Below are 22,419 nucleotides of genomic sequence, written 5' to 3'. Positions count from 1 at the left end.
AATTACGCAACAAAGCCGGTATTGATGGCCTAGAAGGTTCGAACGACGTTTCCATTTGTTAGTTCTTGGAATTTCAAAGCCTCCTCTGGACATCGTGATTATGTCAACTATTATTTTTTTGAGCATTACTTATTGATCATTCAAAGTAATTTTTTCGTAACCAACTTTGAGAAGCGAGATAGTTTTAAACGTGTGGTCCTCGCAAAACCAACTGCAACAAGTGAGACTATTATGGAAAATCTGGTTAAAAATTTTATACCGCTCCTTAAATGGAATCGTCAGCATAACTTGCACTTCAAGATACCACTAGTCGCATCCGCTACAGTTTTCCCAAATGCAGCAAATGCGGCAGCCAATTTGCAACCAAATGACTTTGTTGGTATTTCATTCTGGTTAATCTCGATGGCCTTGATGGCTTCAACTGTCTTCTTCTTGTGGGAAACGCAGGGAGTAACAGCGAAGTGGAAGACGTCATTGACCGTTTCTGCATTGGTCACTTTGATAGCAGCAGTTCATTATTTCTACATGAGAGATGTTTGGGTCGCCACAGGCGAAACTCCAACGGTCTACCGCTATATCGATTGGCTACTTACCGTCCCACTGCTGATGATTGAGTTTTACCTTATACTTCGTGCCATTGGTGCAGCCTCTGCTGGTATATTCTGGCGCCTTCTTGTCGGTACTCTGATTATGCTAATTGCAGGCTTTTTGGGTGAAGTCGGTTATATCAGCGTTACAGTGGGCTTCGTCATCGGCATGCTGGGGTGGTTCTACATCCTGTACGAAATATTCCTCGGTGAAGCAGGCAAAGCAGCGAAGCACCAAGCTAGCGATTCAGTGAAATTTGCTTACAATCTTATGCGTTGGATCGTGACTGTTGGTTGGGCGATTTATCCTCTCGGTTATGTTTTGGGGTACATGATGGGAGCGGTTGATGACGCTTCTCTGAACTTAGTTTACAACCTAGCCGACGTGGTGAATAAAATAGCGTTTGGCCTGTTAATTTGGTACGCGGCGACCTCGGAAAGTTAGGACGCCAAGGGATAAGACTCGAGATTGATACCCATACGATCGGGGAGCTTTGCTCCCTGGTCCTCACCTGCAATTACTTTAACGACTAGAAGGGTGTTGACAATGAACAGTTCTTCTCGAAGTGAAGCCAGTCAAAAAAGGATTACCTACCAAGATTGCGAGGAATTCCTATTGTCCGTCGTATCTGGCAACCAACCCGCTCATTATCATTTAATGACAGGTGGAAGTCGTATTAGAATGCGCGTCTGCTTGGATATGTCATTGTGTCTGGGACTCAATGACGAAGACGCCATGAGATTAGCCTCCGCCGTTGAGTTGTTGCACAACGCTTCGCTCATACACGATGACATACAAGATGGTGATTCGTTGAGGCGTGGCCAGAGTGCTGTTTGGGTTAAATTCGGGACCAATGTGGCCATATGTACCGGAGATTATCTGATAGCGAGAGCATTCGGTATTCTGGCTAATATTTCTTCCCCGAACGTTTTGCCGCAGCTCCTCGAGGCTACACAAAATGCCGTTTCGGTCACGGTAGAAGGGCAAAATGCCGACCTGACGGCGAAAGAACACATAAGTCCCCAAAACTACGAATCCATTGCTGAAAAAAAGGCAGGTCCGCTACTCGCTCTGTCGCTTGAATTACCATTAATCAGCAGTGGCAGGTTGAGTGAAATTCCAACAGCTAGGCATGCGGCATCCAGTCTGGCAATCGCATATCAAATATTAGATGACATCAAAGACAGTGTTGAAGATGCTACACGAGGTAGTCCAAACCTTTTGAATTTAAATCTGTTAGACAGAAAGCCAGAAGATGCCATCAAGCTCACTCAAGCTCGGGCTGTTTATTTAATCAAAAGCTGTGAACGTGATTTGTTATTGATGCCGACTGTGCACAGCGAGAGCCTGCAAGGCGTGATACGAAAACTACTTTTCTTGGCTCAGGGGAAGCAATGTGGTGGCTCATAATCATTCCGAAGTCTCAGGTAGAGCGATAGTCATTGGTGCAGGCTTTGGCGGTATTGCATCTGCGCTAAGACTTTGCGCTAAAGGTTACAGCGTAACTCTGGTAGACAAAGGGGATCAACTGGGCGGGCGTGCCAGGGTGTTCGAACGCAACGGTTTCATTTTTGATGCAGGTCCAACCGTCATCACGGCTCCTTTTTTAATTGATGAACTGTTTGCCCTGTTCGGTAAAGAGACTAGCCAGTATGTTTCAATTGTACCAGTGACACCTTGGTACCGCTTTTATTTCCACGATAATACGACATTCGATTATGGGGGCACTCTTGAAGCCACGTTGGAAGAGATAAAAAAAATCTCTCCAAATGATGCAATCGGTTACCAAAATCTTTTAGCTACCTCCGAATCTATTTTCGACATTGGCTTTACACAGCTCTCGGATGAGCCTTTTCACAATCCACTATCAATGATTAGGCAAGTACCTAACCTGATTCGTTTGGGGTGTTACAAAACAGTGTGGCAATTGGTTTGTGAGCATTTAGAGCACGAGAAATTAAGACAAGCATTTTCTATACAGCCCTTGCTTGTTGGCGGAAACCCCTTCGACACGACAAGTATTTATAACCTCATTCACTTCCTAGAATTAAAATGGGGAGTGCACTTTGCCATCGGTGGGATGGGCGCATTAGTGAACGGCCTGAAAAAACTCATGCTCGAAAACGGTATAGATATTCAATTAAATACTGAAGTGAAAAGTGTTGTTTCTAAAAATGGAAAAGTGTCCGGGATCGAGACATCTAATGGTGATCTCATGGACTGCGACGTGGTAGTTTCGAATGCTGATCCAGCCTTTTTATACCGAAAGATGATTGCGAAGAAGGACCAAACCCTGTCGGCCAGACTCAAGTCACGCCATGCCAAGTTCTCGATGGGGCTTTTTGTGCTGTATTTCGGGACGACACAAAAGTACGAGGACGTCGCTCACCACACTATATGGTTAGGGAAGCGTTATGAAAGCTTACTCAATGACATTTTTCACGATAAAGTGTTAGCTGATGATTTTTCTCTTTATGTCCATAGACCAACCGCGACAGACCCCAATATGGCTCCAGAGGGATGCGATAGTTTCTACGTGCTTGCTCCAGTACCTAACCTAGAGTCCAATGTTGATTGGGAAACGGTAAAAAATAAGTACAGCGATAAGATCGTAAACGCACTCAGTGAAACTCTATTGCCAGGTCTTAGCGATTGTATTGTTGAACAATTTTGTATGACACCTAGTGACTTTCAGTGCGATTACAACAGCATAAATGGAACGGGATTCTCTATAGCGCCCACCCTAACACAATCGGCTTACTTTAGATTTCATAACCGAGGAGAAGGGCTAAAAAATCTGTTTGTCGTTGGTGCGGGCAGCCATCCAGGAGCCGGTCTCCCTGGTGTTCTTTGTTCCGCAAAAGTGTTGGATAAAATTGTCCCTGAAGTTACGGGAGACCATGCTAGAGGGCGTTCGAGCGGCACCCTTTTGACAAATAGTGACACTCGAAACCGCGTATGAATTTGTCTAGTCGTTTGTCTGGAGATAACCATGGAAAATACGGCTCTTAAGTGTTTGTCGAATCATGGCAAAACGTGGAGATTTGCCAGTTTTTTGCTCAGTAAACAACAGGTGGAGCAAGCCGCTAGGCTGTACTACTTTTGCCGTTGTATTGATGATATTGCCGACAGTACAGCTAATAAACAGCTAGCTTTCGAAAGTTTGGAGGAAGTACAGCGACAGCTGTCGTTGGGAAAGTCTGATGAGCCGTTTGTCGACGATTTCCTCCAGCTCTCATCTCAACTCGATATCCCGGTTATGCACGCTTTTACTTTGGTGAGAGGCGTGCAAAGTGACATTGACTCGGTGCTGATCCAAAGTGAATGCGAATTGATCCAATATGCTTACCGAGTTGCTGGCGTGGTAGGGTTAATGATGTGCCCGATTTTAAAAGCGGATAATAAAGGGATGCCTTACGCCATTGATCTGGGGATAGCATTACAACTCACAAACATTGCCAGAGACGTCCTTGAAGATGCTGAAATGGGGCGTCGGTATTTACCTTATCAGTGGTGTCCGATTGCACCTGAAGACATTGCCTCGGATGAGGGGGAATCTGTGAGAACCACAGTAAGTGATGCGATAGTGAGACTGTTGACGCTTGCAGACCAATACTACACTAGTGCTCGTCAAGGGTATCAATTCCTCCCACCACCAAGTCGTCGTGCAATCATTGTTGCGGAGTCTGTATACCGGCAAATTGGAGTCAAACTTAGAAAAAGGGGCTTGCAGTACTGGAAAGGCCGAACAGTAGTAACGCCGTTTTCCAAAGTTGCCGTTGCTATGTCCGCTCTATCAACCAGTGCTCTCGAAGCGACTGAAGGACATGATACTTGCCTTCACCAGCCTTTGGTTCTTTTAAGCGAATACAAAAAGTTTAGGAGTGAATTTGATGGTAACACTTAAAGCTGACGTTGTTATGCTTGGTATCGGGTTATCAACATGTTCACTTGCAATGGCGCTCCTAAAAAAAGGATATCGTGGTCACATTGTGATGCTAGAAAAGGAAAGAGACGTCGATAACAACAAGACATGGTGTTTTTGGGAGGGTGAATACATCCCAATGTACCTTCGTCCTATCGTCAGCAAAACTTGGGCTTCTTGGAAAATCGCAGACACGATACATACTGTAACAACCGGGGACCAGGGGTACTCTTGCATCAAGGCCATTGACTTTTTTTCTCATTGTCTTAAAACATTTAAGGCCGCTAGTAACGTAACTTTGGTGTTCGGAGCTGATGTCACAAATACAGGACATAACGATCGATGCGTGACGGCTTGTTATGACAGATATTTAGTTGAGGCAACAATTGGTTTTGATAGCCGCCATCAAATGCCTTCTGAAAGTACGCCCGATGGTATGCTTCAATGTTTTTCAGGCGCTTGGGTTAGTAGCTCTAGCCCGCTCTTTTCTGATAATGTTGCTGATTTGATGGTTGATATGAAAACGATAGATCAGGGGATAGAGTTTATTTATGTCCTGCCTTTTGATGTGAATTATGCATTGATCGAAGTAACGCAGTTTTCCTCTCAATTACCGTCTAAGACGCGCTTGGAGGAAAAGGTTCTATCAATTGTCGGTAACATGGGATTGATGAAAGAAGACATTGTCTCGTGGGAGCATGGTGTGCTTCCGATGGCAACTGAGAATATTGCGCTTTCTACTTCACAGCATGGCAAACCTCCTGGTAACTCAGGTTGGCAATCCATTGGGATCCGCGGGCACAACATACGAGCAGCAACAGGCTACGCCTTCATTTCAATACAACGTGCCAGTGAACACTTTTCCCAACAAATAATAAAAGGTGGCGTAGTCACACCTTTCAAATCACCAAGGCGATACCACTGGCTTGATAAAGTTTTTTTGAAAGTACTGCGTAACCGACCGGATATGGCTGTAGAGATATTTAGCCGTATGGCGAGAGGTACTTCGCCCGAGCAATTTTCAAGGTTTATGACAGAGCGTGCCACGGTTGCCGATATTGTCAGTGTCATAAATTCTATGCCTAAGTGCTTGTTTTTGAGTGCCGCTATCGGAATGATGAGATGATATCTTACGAAAAACCATCTGCTACTCAATTGGGAGCGGTTTATTCAGGTGCTGCCATCTTATCTGGGCTTTTTTCCGAATTTACGTTTAGTGACCTCACCCCCCTCATTGCCATTCTGGTATTTGGCTTGCCCCATGGTGCGTTAGATATCATCATGTTGAACAAGCTAACGGTAGAGAAGCGTTCTTCGCAAGTAACTTTAGCGACGGCATGTATTGCCTATTTTTTGGTAGTAGTGTGCTGCCTGTTCACTTGGTTGTGGCTTCCAACTTTTTGCCTTTGTTTGTTTTTGGCGTTAGCTGCCTACCACTTCGGTTGCGACTGGACGAACATAGCACCAAAGAGATGGCGACTGGTGGGAATTATCGTTTTAGCAATGCCTGCGTTATTCCAACCTAACTCCGTTGCCATGTATTTCAGTGCACTTGGCGTTCCTCACGATGCGACTCGCAATATTGTCTTAACGATGTCAATTTTGGGGCTGCTGAGTTTAACTGCTTTACTCATTGATTTCCGCCAAATATCTTTAGAACTTATAACATGGTTGGTTGTTTTGAGTTTAACGAGTTATGCACTACCAGTTCTGTACTATTTCTGCGTTTATTTTTGTGGGTTGCACGGGCCACTCCATACTCTTGATATCAAGAGGAGATACAGGCTATCTTGGTATTTTTTAGTCAAGGCATCTGCAATTCCTATGGTTAGCGCAGCTATTATCGCTGTGTGCTTTTTTTTCTTCTTGCCAAACGATTTTGATGGTAACAAGTGGTTACCCACAGTGTTTGTCGTTTTGTTCGCGTTAACAGTGCCACACCTGATACTTACGATTGTCCATGATCATCGAGAGAAAAGTGCCTCAGATTAATCGGTGCGTAGTACTGATTGTATGCATCTTAGTCGGTTGGTTATTGCACGAGATACATCAAATTTGATGTTAAACGACGATGATAGATGGCTTGCGTAGTTTGGGACATTACCTTAAATGACAATTCCCGCGAGCTCAAAGCGTGCCATTAATGGCTTGCTCTCTTGCTGATACCAGATTGCCGGCATGTTGGGTTTAAGCCGGGCTTTTTCTTGTTTACTGATCACAACATAGCGCAAAAACGTGTCGAGTGTGCTCGTCATCATTTCAAAGCTCATGTCGCCATCTTTACTGATGGTTTTTAATAGTCCAACGACCGTATCTTCTGGTATCAGCGGTTCGATAACCGCATGTTTGCGCTCGCTAATCGTCTTAGAATAGGGCAGTAAAGCACGGGCTGTTTCCCAACACACTTTATTGGTTTTACTGACGAGGTCGTGTTTGTAGCAGTAATAGCTAAACAAAAAGCGTGAGAGGTTTTGCCAGCGCTCAGCTTGGACTTCTAACCAAAGGTGTTGCAGCTCGATATCAGCGTCAGTCATGGGAATGAATCATAAGTGGGAAAGAGAGAGGTAGTGTAACTTGGTTTGAGGGCAACACCAAAAAGACCGCAGGAATAAAATAGAAAGACGCCCTACACAAGTCTGAGCTTAGGTAGGGCGTTAACGTTAAATGATCATGCTACGAACATTTTTACGAGTTAGAACTGACCGAGATATTGCCAATCAGCGTTATTTGGATTTTCCTCTGTTGGCCAAGGGAAGTACCAGTATTTGCCGTCAATGAGGCGGTAGTAATGAAAACCACCACGGAAGTGATACACGTAAATATCGTTTATCGTTCCCGTGTTGTTGTTCTCACCCCAAATTCCCATGCGATCTTGCTTGTGCCACGTTAAGATTTCGGCTTCAAACTTAGCTAGGTCACTGTTGAGCTCAGCAATGTACTGTTCAATATACGTATCGCTACCAATAAAGCGCCAATCAGCGTTAGAGGTGTTCTGAGCTGGCAACGCGCTGTTCACTCCCGGACGTTTTTGCATAAAGTAACGGCGCTCACCGTTTTCATCGGTATCAATGAAAATAGCGTTCTCAGATTGTCCCCATGTCGTTGAACTCGCTTGTTCCCAAGTTAGCAATTGAGGTTGATTGAAGTAGCTGGCAACACGCTGTACATTGTCGATGTTACTACGATCGACTTTCAGTGGGTTAAAACCAAACTGGACATGGTTTTCCGCTGAACCTAGGTATTTCCAGCCTTCATTGTCTGCTTGGTTGGTTGGGAAATCCGCCGCAGAGATGTCACGCATTAGGAAGTAATCGCGAGTGCCGGTGACTGGGTTAGGGTACACGTAAAGTGCACCAGCGCGGCGTTCTGCGCTTGTCTCACCATTGTTCAGCACACCCGATCCATAGTTGTCTGCTACGAACTTGTCGAAATCAGCCACAAAGCCAAAGTCGATGCGGTTTAACGCTGCGTTGTCGGCAAACATTATTTGTTCATCAACGTATTGTTTGTAGCCATGCTCTTGACCAACAAAGATAGGACCAACAAGCTTATCGAACGCTGGGTTTTTGATCAGGGATCAAGCTATCGAGCACTTGCTCACCATTCACGTCAGTACAACTTAAGGTGACACGAGTCGGCAGTGGCAATTGCTCTAGGTTAAAGTGGAACTTATTGCTTTGTGAGTCGTTTAATCGGCTACTTGCAACCGCAATGTTTTGTACTGACCCATCTTGGCGCTCCACCGTAACTGCACAGCTACGTTGAGAGACCATACTTGGCTGATACATTCCACCTTGATGTCGCGCGTAACGCCAATCTGCACCGTTGTTGTGTTTCACGCCGCTAAACTGTTGGCAATGGGAAGAGGTAAAGTAGCCCGCACCATCATGGCTCGTGCCAGATTTATCAAGCACGCAAAGTGGCACTTCGCCAATTTCGGTTTTCGGCATGTAAGTCACAGTACCTTCACCGTATTTAGACAGCAATGAGTAGTCATGATCTTGAGATATCATGCGCTCACGCTGACCATTGATGTTCCAGTACATGTCTTCGCTGCCTTCACAACGCGCCATATCCGTACTGACTGTACCGACGAAGTTTGCACTTTCGCCGTTGCTTGCCGTGTAGGTGAACTGACAAATACGAGCTTGCTGATTGTTGACCTTCATCGTCTGCCACAAATCTTGTTGAATTTGCTCGTCAGACAAAGAAGACACCGCTTGCCAGCCTTCCGGATGATAAGTTACGTCTGGTGAAGAGGGCAGCTCAAACACGTTGCCGTAGTTGGAGTAAATTAGCGGGTAAACTTGGCTTGCAAGTTCGTTACGCGGATCGTAAATGCCCAACATGGTGACAACAGGCACGCCTGCCGCACTAGGTACTGGCGTGTCGTTTTGTGCTTCTTCGTAACTTTGGCTTTCTTGATTCCAACGAACATAGCCAGTCGAGCTGTTTAAATCAACGTTAAAGCCGTTATTGAGCCAAGTTTGTACACGGCGAGACTGAGAAGGGTGCTCTAACGTGTAATGACTAATGGTGCCTAATAGTGCGGCTTCGCCACCGGCTTGTGCGTCACGCATAAAGCGGAATTCACCCGCAAATGGTGGTACCACTTCACCACCCACATCGTTAGTCGTGGCTTCACCTGTCCAGTGTAAGTTACCAATAAAGCGGCGATGCAGAGCATCCCAACCCCAGCCAGATTCCAAATCGTGCGTAGAAGCATACCAAGGGTAGTGACCAAGACCGTAGTTATGTCCCAGCTCGTGCGACCATTCGTTACCAGTTGTCGCCGTTAATGTCACGATGCCACCGCCGCCACTGCCGCCATGATCAATAATGCCATTGGTGTACACGCCGCGGTTGGTGTGCGCAGTAATGTGATTGAAGCGTTTATTGTAAGCTTGCGAATAGCCAGCACTATCGACAATGCCGACGTTCGCATTATTCACACCTGTAGATACCAGTGCTTTACCAATGGCTTCACGCATGTCGCCGCCGTGCCAGCCACCTTCACCATCGGAGCTTGTGGTGTAAACCTTACCGTTTGGCAGCGTTACTTTTGGGAAGTAAGCGGCTGTGTAATCCGCCATCACCAGTTTAGATGCTGGGATTTTCTGGAAGTAATCGGCGCTGAGTTTTGCCATGTTTTTGATCATGGTGTTGCCATGACGCGGCGCCGTGAGCATACCCATGTCGATGTTTTGAATGATAAGCTCCGGCGCGCCGCCAAATACAAGTTCATTAGCAGCTAAATCGCCTTGTCGATCGGTGTTATCGGTTAAGCGCAGTGACAAGCCTGGCTTCATCCAATCCCATTGCAGCGGCAGTGCCCACGCGTGATGGGAGAATATCACTTTAGAACGTCCATTATCTGGCTGATCAGAAGCCGCAAGCGCGCTTGGTGGCAGCATTGGGAGGCGAGTGATGACAGTGCCTTCAAAGCTCACTTCTACCCAAACTTGTTGAACGGTTTTGTCTTCTTGCGTGAATAGGAGCAAGGCTTCACGGTCGATCACCAAGTCAGGGAACAGGTTCACATCGTTTTGATTTGGGCCAGTAGTGGTATGGGTTTGAGCAAAATGGATAGAACCAGTCAAATCACCATTCAAGTGATTTACTAGCGCCAATTCGTCCGCGTAGCCAAGGCGTGCGGTACTGGTCGTAAACTCAATCTTTTGTGGCCCGAGACAATCTATCGCATTACATGACGAAAGCTCAGCGGTGTACCGAGTGTCTGGTTTCAGGCTGCCGATAAATAAACCTGACTGTACGTTTTCATAACGAGTAGGCTCAGTGCCTGATTCACTCAATGTAAGAACCACATTGTCATTCGCGTTTTGCGCTGCCCATTTTAGTTGGACACCTTGATCAGAAACGCTGGCAACCATAAGGGCATCAATGCTAGGAGCGGACAGGTTTCCACAGTCAGAAGTTTCAATGTTTTGAATCATATCTGATTGCCAAATGTATTCGCCATTTGGACCTTTAGAGCCGCGCGCAGCAGGAATGTATTCAACGTAACAACCAGTGTCGTCGCGGTTCATCACACCAAACTCTTTGTGAATCAGGTAAAAGCCGCCGTTGTACATGATGAATTCCCAATCAGGGCCGATGAAGTCTACGACATTACGGTAGGCTTGGTCTTGATCACCAGATAGGAAAGGGAACTTTGGATAGCCATCGAAGTTCACCCAGTATTCATAACCTTGAAAATCAAGGTAGGTTTCTCCATCGCGTTGAAACGTTCCTTCGCCTTTGTCTGCCAATTGCTTGAGCATTTCAATGCGTTCAAAGGTTTGATTCCCGATTTCGACCAGTGTCAGATCGTGGTTCGCGTATGCGAAAGTGGCTGTGCTTCCTAGGAAAGAGGAGATCAGCCAAGCGAGCGTATTTTTCTTCATATTAGACTCTACTTTTGCCAATTGAATAGACATTCGTGTGCCGCCAGAAACTCAGCGCGACATGGGGAGTTGCATAAGCGATCTTGATGAGAGTTGCTTACTAATTTGATTATCTGATGGGATTCGGTATCGAAATAGATAGCAAGAATACTGCTTGTGATTTTGCTTCCACCTATGATCCAGTGGTGAGATTAGATTGGTATCTTATGTCCAAATTCGCTTTTATCTATCTATACAAAATGACGTTTTCTATGTATGCGTACGCCATATTGTTCTGAGGGATAAACGTTTTTCAGTGGCTTAGGTTGGCAAGAAAAGTAGGGCGTTACTCTACGGAAATAAAAAATCCCCTTCATGCAGAAGACAAGAAGGGGATCCCCGTTAGCGTTTCAAATTCAGCGTTAGTTGCGCTTTATTCTCTAGATTATTTCACTAGGAAGTGCTTAACGAATTCCGTGATTTTCACCATGTCGTCAACGGCGATGAATTCTTCAGTGGTGTGTACTTTCGCCATACCAGTAGAAAGGTTTACCGTTGTTAGACCTTTCTTGTTGAAGTTGTTTGCGTCGCTACCGCCACCAGTGCCTTTTGTGAACGCATCGATGCCCATGTCAGCGAATGCCGCTTTGATTGCAGATACGTGAGCATTGTCTTCTTCGATAACAAATGCGTCGTATGCGCGGCTTGATTCGATTTCAACTTCTGCGCCGTGTTTTTCACATACTGACTTGAAGGTAGCGAACATGTGGTTCACTTGCGCTTCTAGTTTCTCACCGTTTAGAGAGCGTGCTTCAGCAACGATTTTTAGTTCCGGCATCACGATGTTTGTCGCTTGACCGCCGTTTACCATACCGATGTTTGCTGTGGTTTCTTCGTCGATACGAAGCAGCTTCATCTGGTTGATTGCATCTGCCGCTACCATGATTGCACTGATGCCTTCTTCAGGTGCTAGACCTGCGTGTGCTGGGCGACCTTTGATTGTCGCAACGATTTTTTGCTGACCAGGTGCCGCTGTCACGATGGTGCCGATAGGACCGCCTGTATCCAGTACGATCGCTTCTTTAGACGTTACGTGCGCCATGTCGAAGTACTCAGAGCCGAACAGACCGCCTTCTTCATGTACAGTGAAAGCAAGCTCTAACGTTTTGTGCTCTAGGTTCTCAGCTTGGATGCAGCGAACCGCTTCCATGATTGCTGCGATGCCTGATTTGTCGTCACCACCAAGGATCGTATTGCCTTTAGAGCGAATGATGCCATCTTCGATGATTGGCTCAATGCCGATACCAGGCGTTACTGTATCCATGTGGCAGCTCATTAGGATAGAGCCTTCTTTCTTACCTTCTAGACGAGCGTACACGTTGAAGCCATTAGAGATGTGTTCTGGTACTGGTAGCTTGTGAACCGTAAAGCCTAGTTCGCCTAGTTGCTCAGCCAGAGTTTCTGCAATTTGTTTTTCATTCATAGATTCGCTCTCAATGCGAACCAGTTGGCAGAAATGTTCAACTAGACGTTCTTGATTAATTTGTGTCATTTGGATGTCTCTTTCTTTCTTGGTCGAGATCGCAGCGATATAAAGCGCGAGCCCGAAAGGGAACAGAACACCTCTTATTACACACCTAGTTTGTGCGAAAACTGTCTTGAATCAAAAAACACCTCTGCCTGACATTCTTCTGACCTGTCAATTACCGGATCTGATGTGGCGGTCACGAAAGTAAAACCTCGAAAAACATGAAATGAACAGTGGGTGGTAGTGGAACAAGGGAGAGGTAAGAGGGCTGTATTTGAAATGAGCTTTTTACGAATTAATGTGAGCGTGGAAAGCCGCTGGTTTCGTGATGGCAATGATGTATTTATGTACAGGCTCGAGCTATTTTTGTAATTGATGAAAAGTTAGCACTATATATGTCGAGTCGATTGTAATTTGTTTGTCACTTATTGAAGCAATATCACACATGTGGGTTATACAATCTCTGTTTATTCATGTCCTTTCGCACTGCCTTTCTGGATAGACCGAACTTTGAAAAGGGTTCGGTCGCTTTAATTTTATTGCTTTCATTCTCTATTTTCTGAGCCCAAAACAAAAAGTTTGTATGTGTATTCTTACTTGGAGAGAGTGATTGCTATTGAGCTTTATGAAGAGTGAGCAGAGTTAATCCTATCAACCATTCGATAATGTGTTTACAGTCTTTATTTAACTTGTAGGAAGCAACAGCCTCTACCTGAAGTCGCAGAGGTAGGGTGTGTGATGTTCACAAACTGTCATCAACAATGCCAAGCGCCAAATTGCCATAAACTCAGCATCATCAAAATGATGTTTCCAACTGCCGATAAACGCAGCTTCATTGTTAGAAAGGTCGAGCTTATCCATCATCATCTTAAGCAATCTACCTTGTAGTGCTCTCGGAATGTCGACCTTCTTAGCAAAATGGTGGCTTATTCCCGTCCTCGATATCCCCGTTTGATCGCTCAACGTCGTATAAGACATTTTCTCGTAGCCAAGTGTAATCAGTTGCTCTGTTGCGACATCGAGAATGGTGTTGATCGTGATTTGGGTATCTTCGTGAGTTCGGCGTGCCATAACTATTGCCAGTATTGTGATTAAAAAATGATACTAACACTTATCGTCAGTCATTCCATATAAATATCCTTATCTTGACGTTGTTTGAATGATAAATGCGCGTTACTGCCCACAAAAATCACCGCGGTAACAAACTGTTTACATCGTGGGTCGGCGTGTAAATTGATATTGGATATGATAATGCATTGATATAACTTACTTTACTTATGATTTTGGTAAACGTTTGCGTTAATTGAATGTGCTGTAACATAAATTTTACAATCGAAGTTTAAAACTGCGCAAAGCCAGATTTCCACTCATGTATTCCAATTTTTCTCCTCCTGCGCCAAGTTAGAAATATCGAACGAGAACGTATGTTCAAACACAACAATGACATAAGGAGAAAGTCATGGTGGACACCTACAACCCATTAGGCACGGATGGATTCGAATTTGTGGAATACACAGCGGCGGACAGTGAAGGTATTGAACAACTGAAAGCGCTGTTTGTATCGTTGGGTTTTGCAGAGATTGCAAAACACCGTTCTAAAGAGGCTTGGCTGTACCGACAAGGTGACATCAGCTTTATCGTTAACGCCCAGCCGCACAGTCAGGCAGAAGGCTTTGCTAAAGTTCACGGTCCTTCAGTCTGTGGCATGGCATTTCGTGTGAAAGACGCCAACGTAGCACTCAAGCAAGCACTGGATAACGGCGGCGAAGAGTACAAAACGGAAATCGGTCCGATGGAGCTAAGCATCCCGGCAATTTATGGTATCGGTGAGAGTCTTCTTTACTTCGTTGACCGTTATGGCAAACAAAGCATTTATGATGTCGACTTCCGTTTCTACGATGATGCAGAAGAGCGCTTAGCGAAAGCAGACGTTGGTATGTACGAAATCGACCATCTGACCCACAACGTGAAGCAAGGCAACATGGACGTGTGGTCAGGATTCTACGAGCGCATTGGTAACTTCCGCGAGATCCGCTACTTCGACATTGAAGGTAAGCTGACTGGGCTTGTTAGCCGCGCAATGACCGCCCCTTGTGGCAAGATCCGCATTCCAATCAATGAATCTTCTGATGACAAATCGCAGATTGAAGAGTTCATCCGTGAGTACAACGGTGAAGGAATTCAGCACATTGCAATGACAACCGATGACATCTACCAAACCGTTCAAACACTGCGTGATCGCGGCATGGACTTTATGCCAACTCCGGACACGTATTACGAGAAAGTAGACGAGCGCGTAAAAGGACATGGGGAAGATGTGAGCAAACTGCGCGATTTACAAGTTCTTATCGACGGTGCGCCGACCAAAGACGGCATATTGCTGCAAATCTTCACCCAGACCGTAATTGGTCCGGTGTTCTTTGAAATCATTCAGCGTAAAGGCAACGAAGGCTTTGGTGAGGGTAACTTCAAAGCTTTGTTTGAATCGATTGAAGAAGACCAAATCCGTCGAGGAGTACTAAGCGATGCATAAATGGATCACATTCCCTCATCGGGAGGGAGTGTGCTCCAAGCAAGCACATGCTGATTTCCCGGAAGAGGCAATTTACGAACGTGAAGCAGGTCGAAGCGGTTTCTTCGGCCCTGCGGCACACTTTCATCATCAACACGCACCGACAGGTTGGTTGGAGTGGGAAGGCGATTTACGTCCGCGTGCTTTCGATTTCAACCTAGTCGAAACGGCGAGTCAGAACTCGCCCTGGGCAGTGCCGCATCTGCTACACAACGCCAACTGTAAGATCCGTGTATGGCGTATGGACGAAAAGATGGACTTCTTGGTGCGTAACGCCGATGGCGATGAGCTACTGTTCATCCATCACGGTACAGCAGACCTTTATTGCGACTATGGTCATCTCAAAGTGAGCGAAGGTGATTACGTGATGATCCCACGCTCGACCAGTTGGCGATTAGAGCCAAGTGAGCCAATGTTTGTTCTGATGATTGAAAACACCGATGCCGCTTATTCTTTGCCAGAGAAAGGCATGGTGGGTAATCATGCTGTATTTGACCCGGCGGTTCTGGAAACGCCTTCCATTAACGACGAATTCCGCGCGCAATACTCAGAAGATCAAACTCAAGTTCATGTGAAGCGTCATGACAAAGTCAGCGTGATTACTTACCCATTCAACCCGCTTGATGCGATTGGCTGGCACGGTGACTTGGCTGTGGTGAAAGTGAACTGGCGTGATATTCGACCTTTGATGTCGCATCGCTATCACTTACCACCTTCTGCCCACACTACATTTGTTGGTGCTGGATTTGTGGTGTGTACGTTTGTGCCACGTCCAATCGAGAGCGACCCTGGCGCAGTGAAGGTGCCGTTCTATCATAACAATGACGATTATGACGAAGTCTTGTTCTACCACGCAGGGGATTTCTTCAGCCGTGACAACATAGAAGCAGGCATGGTGACTTTCCACCCAGCAGGTTTTACCCACGGTCCTCACCCGAAAGCGTTCAAAGCAGGGCAGGAATATAAGAAGAAGTTTACCGATGAGGTGGCAGTGATGATTGATACGCGCCACGCACTCGAGTTTTCTGACGAGCTCGATAAGGTTGAAAACAAAGAATACGTCTATAGCTGGCAAGAGAAGTAAGGGGCAAGGATGAAATTAGCAACCAAGAAAAATGGCTCTCGCGATGGTCTGTTGATGGTCGTGAGCAAAGACCTGACACAATGTGTTCCGGCAACCGAAATTTTCCACGCGATGCATCTCGCTCCAACCATGCAAGTGGCATTGGATAACTGGGACAAAGTCGCTCCACAACTGGAAGAGCTTTATAACGCGCTAAACAATGGTTCGGTTTCAGGAAGTGAAGAGTTTGAATCCCACTATCTAGCATCACCATTGCCTCGCGCCTATCAATGGGCGGATGGCAGTGCTTACGTCAATCACGTCGAACTAGTGCGTAAAGCGCGTGGTGCGGAAATGCCAGAAAGCTTCTGGACCGCTCCTTTGATGTATCAAGGTGGTTCTGACGCATTTATTGGTCCTTGCGACAACATCGAATTTGCGAGCGACGAGTGGGGCATCGACTTCGAAGGTGAAGTTGCCGTGATCACCGGTGACGTGCCGATGGGAGCAAGCATTGCAGAAGCACAAGATTCAATTCGTCTTATCATGCTAGTTAACGATGTATCGTTGCGTGGTTTGATTCCGGCGGAGCTGGCTAAAGGCTTTGGTTTCTTCCAATCAAAACCGTCTTCAGCGTTTTCTCCTGTTGCAGTAACGCCAGATGAGCTGGGTGAAGCATGGTATGAGAACAAAGTTCATTTGCCTTTGGTTTCAACCTACAACAACGCGCCATTTGGCTGCCCAAACGCAGGCATAGACATGACGTTTGATTTCGCTGATTTGATTGTTCATGCCAGCAAAACACGTCCACTTTCTGCAGGTGCAATCATTGGCTCTGGTACAGTATCGAACAAACAAGGCACGGAGCACGGAACCTCTATCGAAGAGGGTGGCGTAGGCTACTCATGTATCGCAGAAGTGCGCATGATTGAAACCATTCGTGATGGCAAACCGTCAACGAGCTTTATGTCGTTTGGTGACTCAATCAAGCTAGAGATGTTTGACGCAGATGGTAACTCGATCTTTGGTGCGATTGATCAGCAAGTCAGCCAATACCTAAAACACTGAGAGTGAGGGGCAAGGGAAGTATGAGCGATAACATCACTCTCTACGGCTATTGGCGTTCTTCGGCGGCTTATCGAGTTCGCATTTGTTTGAACTTAAAAGAGCTGAACTACGAGTCCAAATCGGTTCATTTGGTGCGTAATGGCGGCGAGCAGCACAGTGCGGAATACCATGAGTTAAACGCCTCTGAGCTTGTGCCAGTGCTGGTGGATGGTGATATTCAACTCAATCAATCTCTTGCCATCATTCAGTATCTCGATGAGCAGTATCCGCAAGCTCGAGTGATTCCAGAGCCATCGCCGCTTCGTTACCAAGCTTTGGCTATGGCTCAGGATATCGCGATGGAGGTCCACCCACTCAACAATTTGCGCGTGTTGCAGTACTTAGAAGGGAAGCTGTCGTGTGACCAAGAGGCGAAAGTCGAGTGGATTCATCATTGGGTAAATCAAGGCTTTACTGCATTAGAAGAGAAGCTAAACCAGCATCGACAACAACATGGAAACTGTATCTACAGTGTGACTGACTCTCCCTCTATTGTTGATATTTGCTTAGTGCCTCAAGTGTACAACGCATTACGTTTTGGGGTGGATATGACACCTTATCCGGTTATTAGCTCGATTGTAGAAGCGTGTAATCAATTGCCCGCGTTTATTGATGCTATGCCAGAGAACCAACCTGACGCGAATTGCTAATACTTTTTCTGTATCTTACCGAGGAAAAAACGGGCTCTTGACGGAGCTCGTTTTTCTTCCCCTTAGCCTACGTAAAAATCGTGTCCCAAACGCTAGCGACTGTTATTATCACCCCCGCAAAATTTATCGGTTTTGTTGCTCTGGTTAGGATTTCCATTTAGGCTTTGAGCAACTAGTTGTTTTGGGCGCACTTTATCTATGACCAACATCTTTATCATTGTTGTTCTTCTTGTTGTTTTCTTCTTTATCATTCAAAAGTACGTGATCAAGAACGATGACACGCGAGACTTCCCATACCGTTCGAAAGGTCCTTTATTAAAAGGGCAAGAAGGGGCGTTTTTTAATGCGTTAAGAGCGGCAGTTGGTGATCATGCTGTGGTGTTTGCCAAAGTAAACATGGCAACGTTGATCGCGCCAAAAGAGATTAAGAACAAAAAACAGTTCTTTATTGCCAGTAACCGAATTTCACGCAGCTACTTCGATTACGTTATCTGCGACCCTAGAACGCTTGAACCTCGCGTGATTATTGAGCTTGATAACGGTCAGCAGTTACACAAAGGCAAAGTCGAGCGTCAAAAGTTGCTCATGCACGTATGTAAATCGGCGAATCTGCCTTTGATTGGCGCATCGGAAAAACACAGCTACCAAGTGGGGCGCTTACGTCGTTTATTGGCGGCACACATTGATCTGATTGAACCGGATAAAGAAGTCCGCTTTTGTAAAAAGTGCAGTAGCCCGATGATCATTAGAACCGCAAGCCAAGGTGAGTTTAAAGGCCGACGCTTCTTCACTTGTAGCCGCCAACCAAACTGTACCTACACAGAAAACTACAACGTGGTGTTTGATTCCGAAGACGAATAAACATTTCGTTCCCAGATAATGAAATAGAGAAAGGCTTCAACTGAATTAGTTGAAGCCTTTTTTGCGCGGTTGAATGCCTCAATAAGAGTGAAGCGAAGTAAACCGAATTAAGCGGTTGGAGCTCTGCGAGTTTTGATTTGTTTTGAAATTGAAGCGATACAGCGCCTTGCAGACTTACTTACTCCGGAGAGTTGAAAGAAACCATGGATAACGCCTGAGTAGCGTTCATAATTTACCTCTACGCCATGAGCGAGCATTAATTCGCGTAATGTTTCACCCTCATCACGTAATGGATCAAACTCCGCAGTGATAATTGTCGTAGGAGGTAATCCTCGATAGTCTGCGCTCATAAGGTTTAGATCCGGCTCAGAAAGCACTTTAGGATCGTTGTTGGTATACAAATCAAAACCAGACAGAAGCATGTTTGCGGTAATGATGTAGTCAGAGCCGTTTTCTTTGTAGCTCTGAGAGCTGCCTTTTGGATCCAACATTGGGTAAATCAAGATTTGTTGTTCTGGTAACCAAGAGGTCAATTTTTTAAGCCTTAACGTCGTCGCTAAAGCCAACTGGCCTCCGGCACTATCGCCCACAAATACCATTCGTTCTGGATTCCCGCCATATTTGTGTCCTTGCTCCTTAATGCCAAGTACAGCTTGGTATACGTCATCGTGCGCGGCAGGATATGTGTATTCTGGTGCGAGTCGATACTTTATACAGATGACGATCGAGTTGGATTGAACGGCAATCTGTCTCAACTGGGCGTCATGCGTTTGAAAGCCACCACTGATGAAGCAACCTCCATGAAAATAAATCGTGAGCGGTAAGTTATCTTCATTAGTTGGCTTATACACTTTGACCTGAACGCCATTCACTATATCCAAGAATTCTCTTTCTGGTTTAGGGCTTTCACCCGCTAATACGGTGCTATTGAGATAACCAGTTCGTCGATCAGCAATAGTTTGTTTTGAAGGGCAAGGCTTACCATTGGATTGGAATTCTTCTACTAACTCTCGAATGCCAGGCTCAAGATTTTGGATCATTTTTTAACTCTTAACGAAAAAATCGACGAATCATAGAATAATTAAAAGATATGTATATACATACAGTTTAAATGTGTGATGAAGATTAAAAATAGCATTTATCAACACTTATCAGCATCCGTCCTAGTAGCTCCTATACTTTGATAAAGAAAGAAGAATAGGGAAGCGTTATGCGATATGGATGGATTCTTTCAGCGCTGCTACTCACGTTTAGTAGCCATGCTCAGCAGTCACTAAAACCACTAGAATGCCAATTAACAGATACACCTCAAGACCATTTCTTGTTTTATCGTGAGCAGATGGTTTACCACAGTGAGCAGTTTGCGATTTTCCAAAACTTTAAAGGGCGAGTCAGTACTCAAGTGGATCTTAAAACAGGCAAACTGATTCGTACTACGTTTATTGGTGAACCGTTCGAGCCTAAATACCAAATTTTGTTTGGCGATTGCCCAAACGTATCGCAAGTTTTGCAAATTTGGATGCTCAGTGAAGTGCCTTACGACAATTAACCTAAAACACAAAGGTTAAGTAGATCACACTTTTACAGCGGGTGATACAAGGCTTTGGCGATAAAATCGTCCAAAATTGGATGTTGAGTTTACATTTTCGCCAAACGAATCAAAGTTAGTGAATTTGTGCTTGCACCCGTCATGGGATATAGCTAATATCCTTCTCGTTCTTAAGGAATGGGTCCGTAGCTCAGTTGGTTAGAGTACTACCTTGACATGGTAGGGGTCGGCGATTCGAGTTCGCCCGGACCCACCACTCCTTAAAGCCATACTAAAACCAAAGTATGCAGAACATAAAATTTGGGTCCGTAGCTCAGTTGGTTAGAGTACTACCTTGACATGGTAGGGGTCACCAGTTCGAATCTGGTCGGACCCACCAAATTTAACAATAAAGCCAAGCATTTAGCTTGGCTTTATTGTTTCTGGCGTTTAGTAAATCGGCGTGTATTGCTACGGTATTTCCAGTCTTAATCTATCCAAAAGCTAAGGTTCAAGTTTGGCTAAGTATTCCAAATTATGCACTAGACAACGGGTGAAGCTTATATTGTTGGTCACAGATGGTCACCTGAATGTGTAGATCTACCAGTTGTTTTTATGGCCAAAATTCTGATGTGGGTCACTATGTCAAAACTTATAGCCGGACTAGACAAAAGAGACTATGGCGTCAATAGTTAAATATTGACGCTTTCTTTATCCCACATTGCGCTGTCTCTTAGCATTGAATTGAGTGTCACAACCATCTTTCTCATGCAGGCAACTATCGCTACTTTTTTAGGTTTTCCTGCCGCAAGTAATCGTTCATAAGTAGCCTTAAATACAGGGTTGCACTGGATAGCCGACATCATCGCCATGTACATGACAGTTCTAACTTGAGGTCGACCTCCTTTTATCATCCGTTTGCCTTTGAAGCGTCCACTTTCTCTTGTTATAGGTACGATGCCAATGAGAGAAGAGTCTTGCTTGTTAGTGATAAAACCGAGTTCGGGTAGATGGCTAATTAGGGAGGCGGCTAAGACTTTTCCAACGCCAGGCATGCTTTGAAGGATTGTGCTCTTAGCTTGATACTCAGGACTGCTCTCAATCAGTTTTGCTATCTTTGCCTATACTTTTTCAAGCTGATTTTTTAGAGCGGTTAGAATCGAGTAATAGTCGATGAGATGTTCTTGGGTAATATTTGTAGTCGGTTTCTTTCCATGGTTTGCATGGTGAGTAGTTGGTTCCGCCTCGTGACTAAGTCACTCATAAGGCGTATGTTTTCGCTTTATACCTGCGTGCTATGCGCTCAACATGACTGCTGGTCCAAACGATCTATTGTCCATGAACAATGCTCGTTGTTACGGCTTCAAGTCAGCTTTTATTGCGGGTCTTGGTCGTATTGTTGCGTTCGCTGTAATGATTGCCTTAGCTGCTTCTGGTTTAGCAGTCGTGCTCTATGCTTTTGAGGCTGTATTTCTAACGATTAAAATCTCGGGTGTGGCTTACTTGTTGTGGATTGCCTTTAATCTTTGGCGCTCGGAAGCAAGTCCTGTTTCTGAACTCGAAAATACTCGCAACCGATGAGGTTTAGCTAAACAAGAATTCTTACTAGCGGCCGGTAATCCAAAAGCTATCTTAATCTTTACCGCCTTGCCGCCGTCACTTGAGATCAAAGAATGGTTAGCTTTAATGCCACATCAGCATATACCCACAACAGCGTCGTTTGCTTCGGAAGTTAATGTACCAGTATAGTTAATGGAGTAAACCACAAGCGTGACGTTGGTTATTTCCGCGCTGTAAACTGTCTCTCCCGGCAGCAGTAGAAAAGAGAGAACCATTTTTGTTAACTCAACATATATACTTTTACCTGATTAATAAGCAGGTTAATAGGTATGCCTATATGCATTTTCCTCGTTGTTTAGGGCCTTTGTAAAAATGCTATCTGTCGAGTTAACAACAAACTTTAGATCATGCTATGTGTGCCACAGCCTTGTGTTAATGCAAATCGATAGTCCGTCGTTGGCGTAAACACCATTGCTAAATCAACCGGAAGAAAGACGACATCTGCTGCTAAAGAGAGCGGGATGTCGATGAAAGTCAAAGGGTAAAGAACATAGTCGACCACCGAGTCGTTTCTAAAAGCGCAAGGTTGGGACGCGACTGCAAGTGTTGTTCCTGAAAACGGCGCTCCATACCCTCCCACAAGGCTGTCTCTTA

The 22,419-nt window shown here is 45.3% G+C and carries 16 protein-coding genes, 2 tRNA genes and 4 pseudogenes; 15 read left to right on the top strand and 7 right to left on the bottom strand.

Annotation, left to right across the window (positions count from 1 at the left end):
• Positions 1–288: 288 nt before the first annotated feature.
• The 6 genes from KIV40_RS05410 (at position 289) to KIV40_RS05385 (ending at position 6,505) form a co-directional block, all read left to right on the top strand.
• Positions 289–1,032, top strand: a complete 744-nt coding sequence (locus tag KIV40_RS05410; RefSeq protein WP_285348174.1) for a bacteriorhodopsin-like — start codon at positions 289–291, stop codon at positions 1,030–1,032.
• A gap of 102 nt (positions 1,033–1,134) precedes the next feature.
• Entirely contained in the window at positions 1,135–1,998 is an 864-nt protein-coding gene (locus KIV40_RS05405; protein ID WP_285348173.1) for a polyprenyl synthetase family protein, read from the top strand.
• The gene (gene crtI, locus KIV40_RS05400; RefSeq protein WP_285348172.1) at positions 1,988–3,550 is read left to right on the top strand and encodes a phytoene desaturase family protein; all 1,563 of its coding nucleotides are present in this window, start codon (positions 1,988–1,990) and stop codon (positions 3,548–3,550) included. The genes KIV40_RS05405 and crtI overlap by 11 nt, the downstream gene beginning before the upstream one ends.
• Before the next feature lie 30 nt (positions 3,551–3,580).
• Positions 3,581–4,495, top strand: coding sequence for a phytoene/squalene synthase family protein (locus tag KIV40_RS05395; RefSeq protein WP_134976841.1), 915 nt, complete (start codon positions 3,581–3,583; stop codon positions 4,493–4,495).
• Entirely contained in the window at positions 4,482–5,639 is a 1,158-nt protein-coding gene (locus tag KIV40_RS05390) for a lycopene cyclase family protein (RefSeq protein ID WP_285348171.1), read from the top strand. The genes KIV40_RS05395 and KIV40_RS05390 overlap by 14 nt, the downstream gene beginning before the upstream one ends.
• On the top strand, positions 5,636–6,505 hold the full coding sequence (locus KIV40_RS05385; RefSeq protein WP_012127879.1) for a Brp/Blh family beta-carotene 15,15'-dioxygenase: 870 nt from the start codon (positions 5,636–5,638) through the stop codon (positions 6,503–6,505). The genes KIV40_RS05390 and KIV40_RS05385 overlap by 4 nt, the downstream gene beginning before the upstream one ends.
• Before the next feature lie 113 nt (positions 6,506–6,618).
• On the opposite strand, the gene KIV40_RS05380 is transcribed toward KIV40_RS05385, so the two are convergent.
• The 4 genes and pseudogenes from KIV40_RS05380 to KIV40_RS05365 form a co-directional block, all read right to left on the bottom strand.
• Positions 6,619–7,047 carry a hypothetical protein gene (locus KIV40_RS05380; RefSeq protein WP_012127880.1) on the bottom strand — a complete coding sequence of 143 codons (429 nt, stop codon included), beginning with the start codon at positions 7,045–7,047 and terminating at the stop codon, positions 6,619–6,621.
• A 158-nt stretch (positions 7,048–7,205) separates the two neighbouring features.
• A pseudogene (locus KIV40_RS05375) lies at positions 7,206–10,917 on the bottom strand (M66 family metalloprotease).
• A gap of 424 nt (positions 10,918–11,341) precedes the next feature.
• Positions 11,342–12,448: a M20/M25/M40 family metallo-hydrolase gene (locus tag KIV40_RS05370; protein WP_285348170.1), complete on the bottom strand. Its 1,107-nt coding sequence runs from the start codon at positions 12,446–12,448 to the stop codon at positions 11,342–11,344.
• Positions 12,449–13,037: 589 nt separating this feature from the next.
• Positions 13,038–13,495: pseudogene (locus tag KIV40_RS05365) on the bottom strand (TetR family transcriptional regulator).
• 388 nt (positions 13,496–13,883) lie between these two features.
• Between KIV40_RS05365 and hppD the strand changes: the two are divergent.
• The 5 genes from hppD to KIV40_RS05340 all read left to right on the top strand — a co-directional run bounded on the left by hppD (position 13,884) and on the right by KIV40_RS05340 (position 18,677).
• Positions 13,884–14,957, top strand: coding sequence for a 4-hydroxyphenylpyruvate dioxygenase (hppD, locus tag KIV40_RS05360; protein WP_005427851.1), 1,074 nt, complete (start codon positions 13,884–13,886; stop codon positions 14,955–14,957).
• Positions 14,950–16,080 (top strand): homogentisate 1,2-dioxygenase, encoded by a 1,131-nt coding sequence (locus KIV40_RS05355; protein WP_285348168.1) that lies wholly within the window; start codon positions 14,950–14,952, stop codon positions 16,078–16,080. The genes hppD and KIV40_RS05355 overlap by 8 nt, the downstream gene beginning before the upstream one ends.
• Positions 16,081–16,089: 9 nt before the next feature.
• Entirely contained in the window at positions 16,090–17,127 is a 1,038-nt protein-coding gene (locus KIV40_RS05350) for a fumarylacetoacetate hydrolase family protein (protein ID WP_285348167.1), read from the top strand.
• 20 nt (positions 17,128–17,147) lie between these two features.
• Positions 17,148–17,816 (top strand): maleylacetoacetate isomerase, encoded by a 669-nt coding sequence (gene maiA, locus KIV40_RS05345; RefSeq protein ID WP_012127890.1) that lies wholly within the window; start codon positions 17,148–17,150, stop codon positions 17,814–17,816.
• Positions 17,817–18,014: 198 nt separating this feature from the next.
• Positions 18,015–18,677: a DUF2726 domain-containing protein gene (locus tag KIV40_RS05340; protein WP_285348166.1), complete on the top strand. Its 663-nt coding sequence runs from the start codon at positions 18,015–18,017 to the stop codon at positions 18,675–18,677.
• 107 nt (positions 18,678–18,784) lie between these two features.
• Here KIV40_RS05340 and KIV40_RS05335 read toward each other — a convergent pair whose 3' ends face one another.
• On the bottom strand, positions 18,785–19,717 hold the full coding sequence (locus tag KIV40_RS05335) for an alpha/beta hydrolase (protein ID WP_285348165.1): 933 nt from the start codon (positions 19,715–19,717) through the stop codon (positions 18,785–18,787).
• Positions 19,718–19,887: 170 nt separating this feature from the next.
• On the opposite strand from KIV40_RS05335, the gene KIV40_RS05330 reads away from it, so the two are divergent.
• From KIV40_RS05330 to KIV40_RS05320, 3 genes are all read left to right on the top strand, one after another.
• A complete protein-coding gene (locus KIV40_RS05330) occupies positions 19,888–20,226 on the top strand; it encodes a hypothetical protein (protein WP_009697431.1) in 339 nt (112 codons plus the stop codon).
• 179 nt (positions 20,227–20,405) lie between these two features.
• Positions 20,406–20,482 (top strand) — tRNA-Val (locus KIV40_RS05325).
• A 46-nt stretch (positions 20,483–20,528) separates the two neighbouring features.
• A tRNA-Val gene (locus tag KIV40_RS05320) sits at positions 20,529–20,605 on the top strand.
• Positions 20,606–20,897: 292 nt separating this feature from the next.
• Here KIV40_RS05320 and KIV40_RS05315 read toward each other — a convergent pair.
• Positions 20,898–21,478, bottom strand: a pseudogene (locus KIV40_RS05315) (transposase); the annotation flags it as partial.
• Positions 21,479–21,513: 35 nt separating this feature from the next.
• On the opposite strand from KIV40_RS05315, the pseudogene KIV40_RS05310 reads away from it, so the two are divergent.
• Positions 21,514–21,861, top strand: a pseudogene (locus KIV40_RS05310) (LysE family translocator); the annotation flags it as partial.
• 304 nt (positions 21,862–22,165) lie between these two features.
• Here KIV40_RS05310 and KIV40_RS05305 read toward each other — a convergent pair.
• Positions 22,166–22,419: YceK/YidQ family lipoprotein (locus KIV40_RS05305; protein WP_285348164.1), on the bottom strand; the 254-nt coding region annotated here is incomplete at its 5' end.

Source organism: Vibrio sp. D173a, from assembly GCF_030248475.1.
The sequence above is the reverse complement of the archived record's forward strand: the minus strand, read 5'-3'. Positions and strand labels throughout refer to the sequence as shown.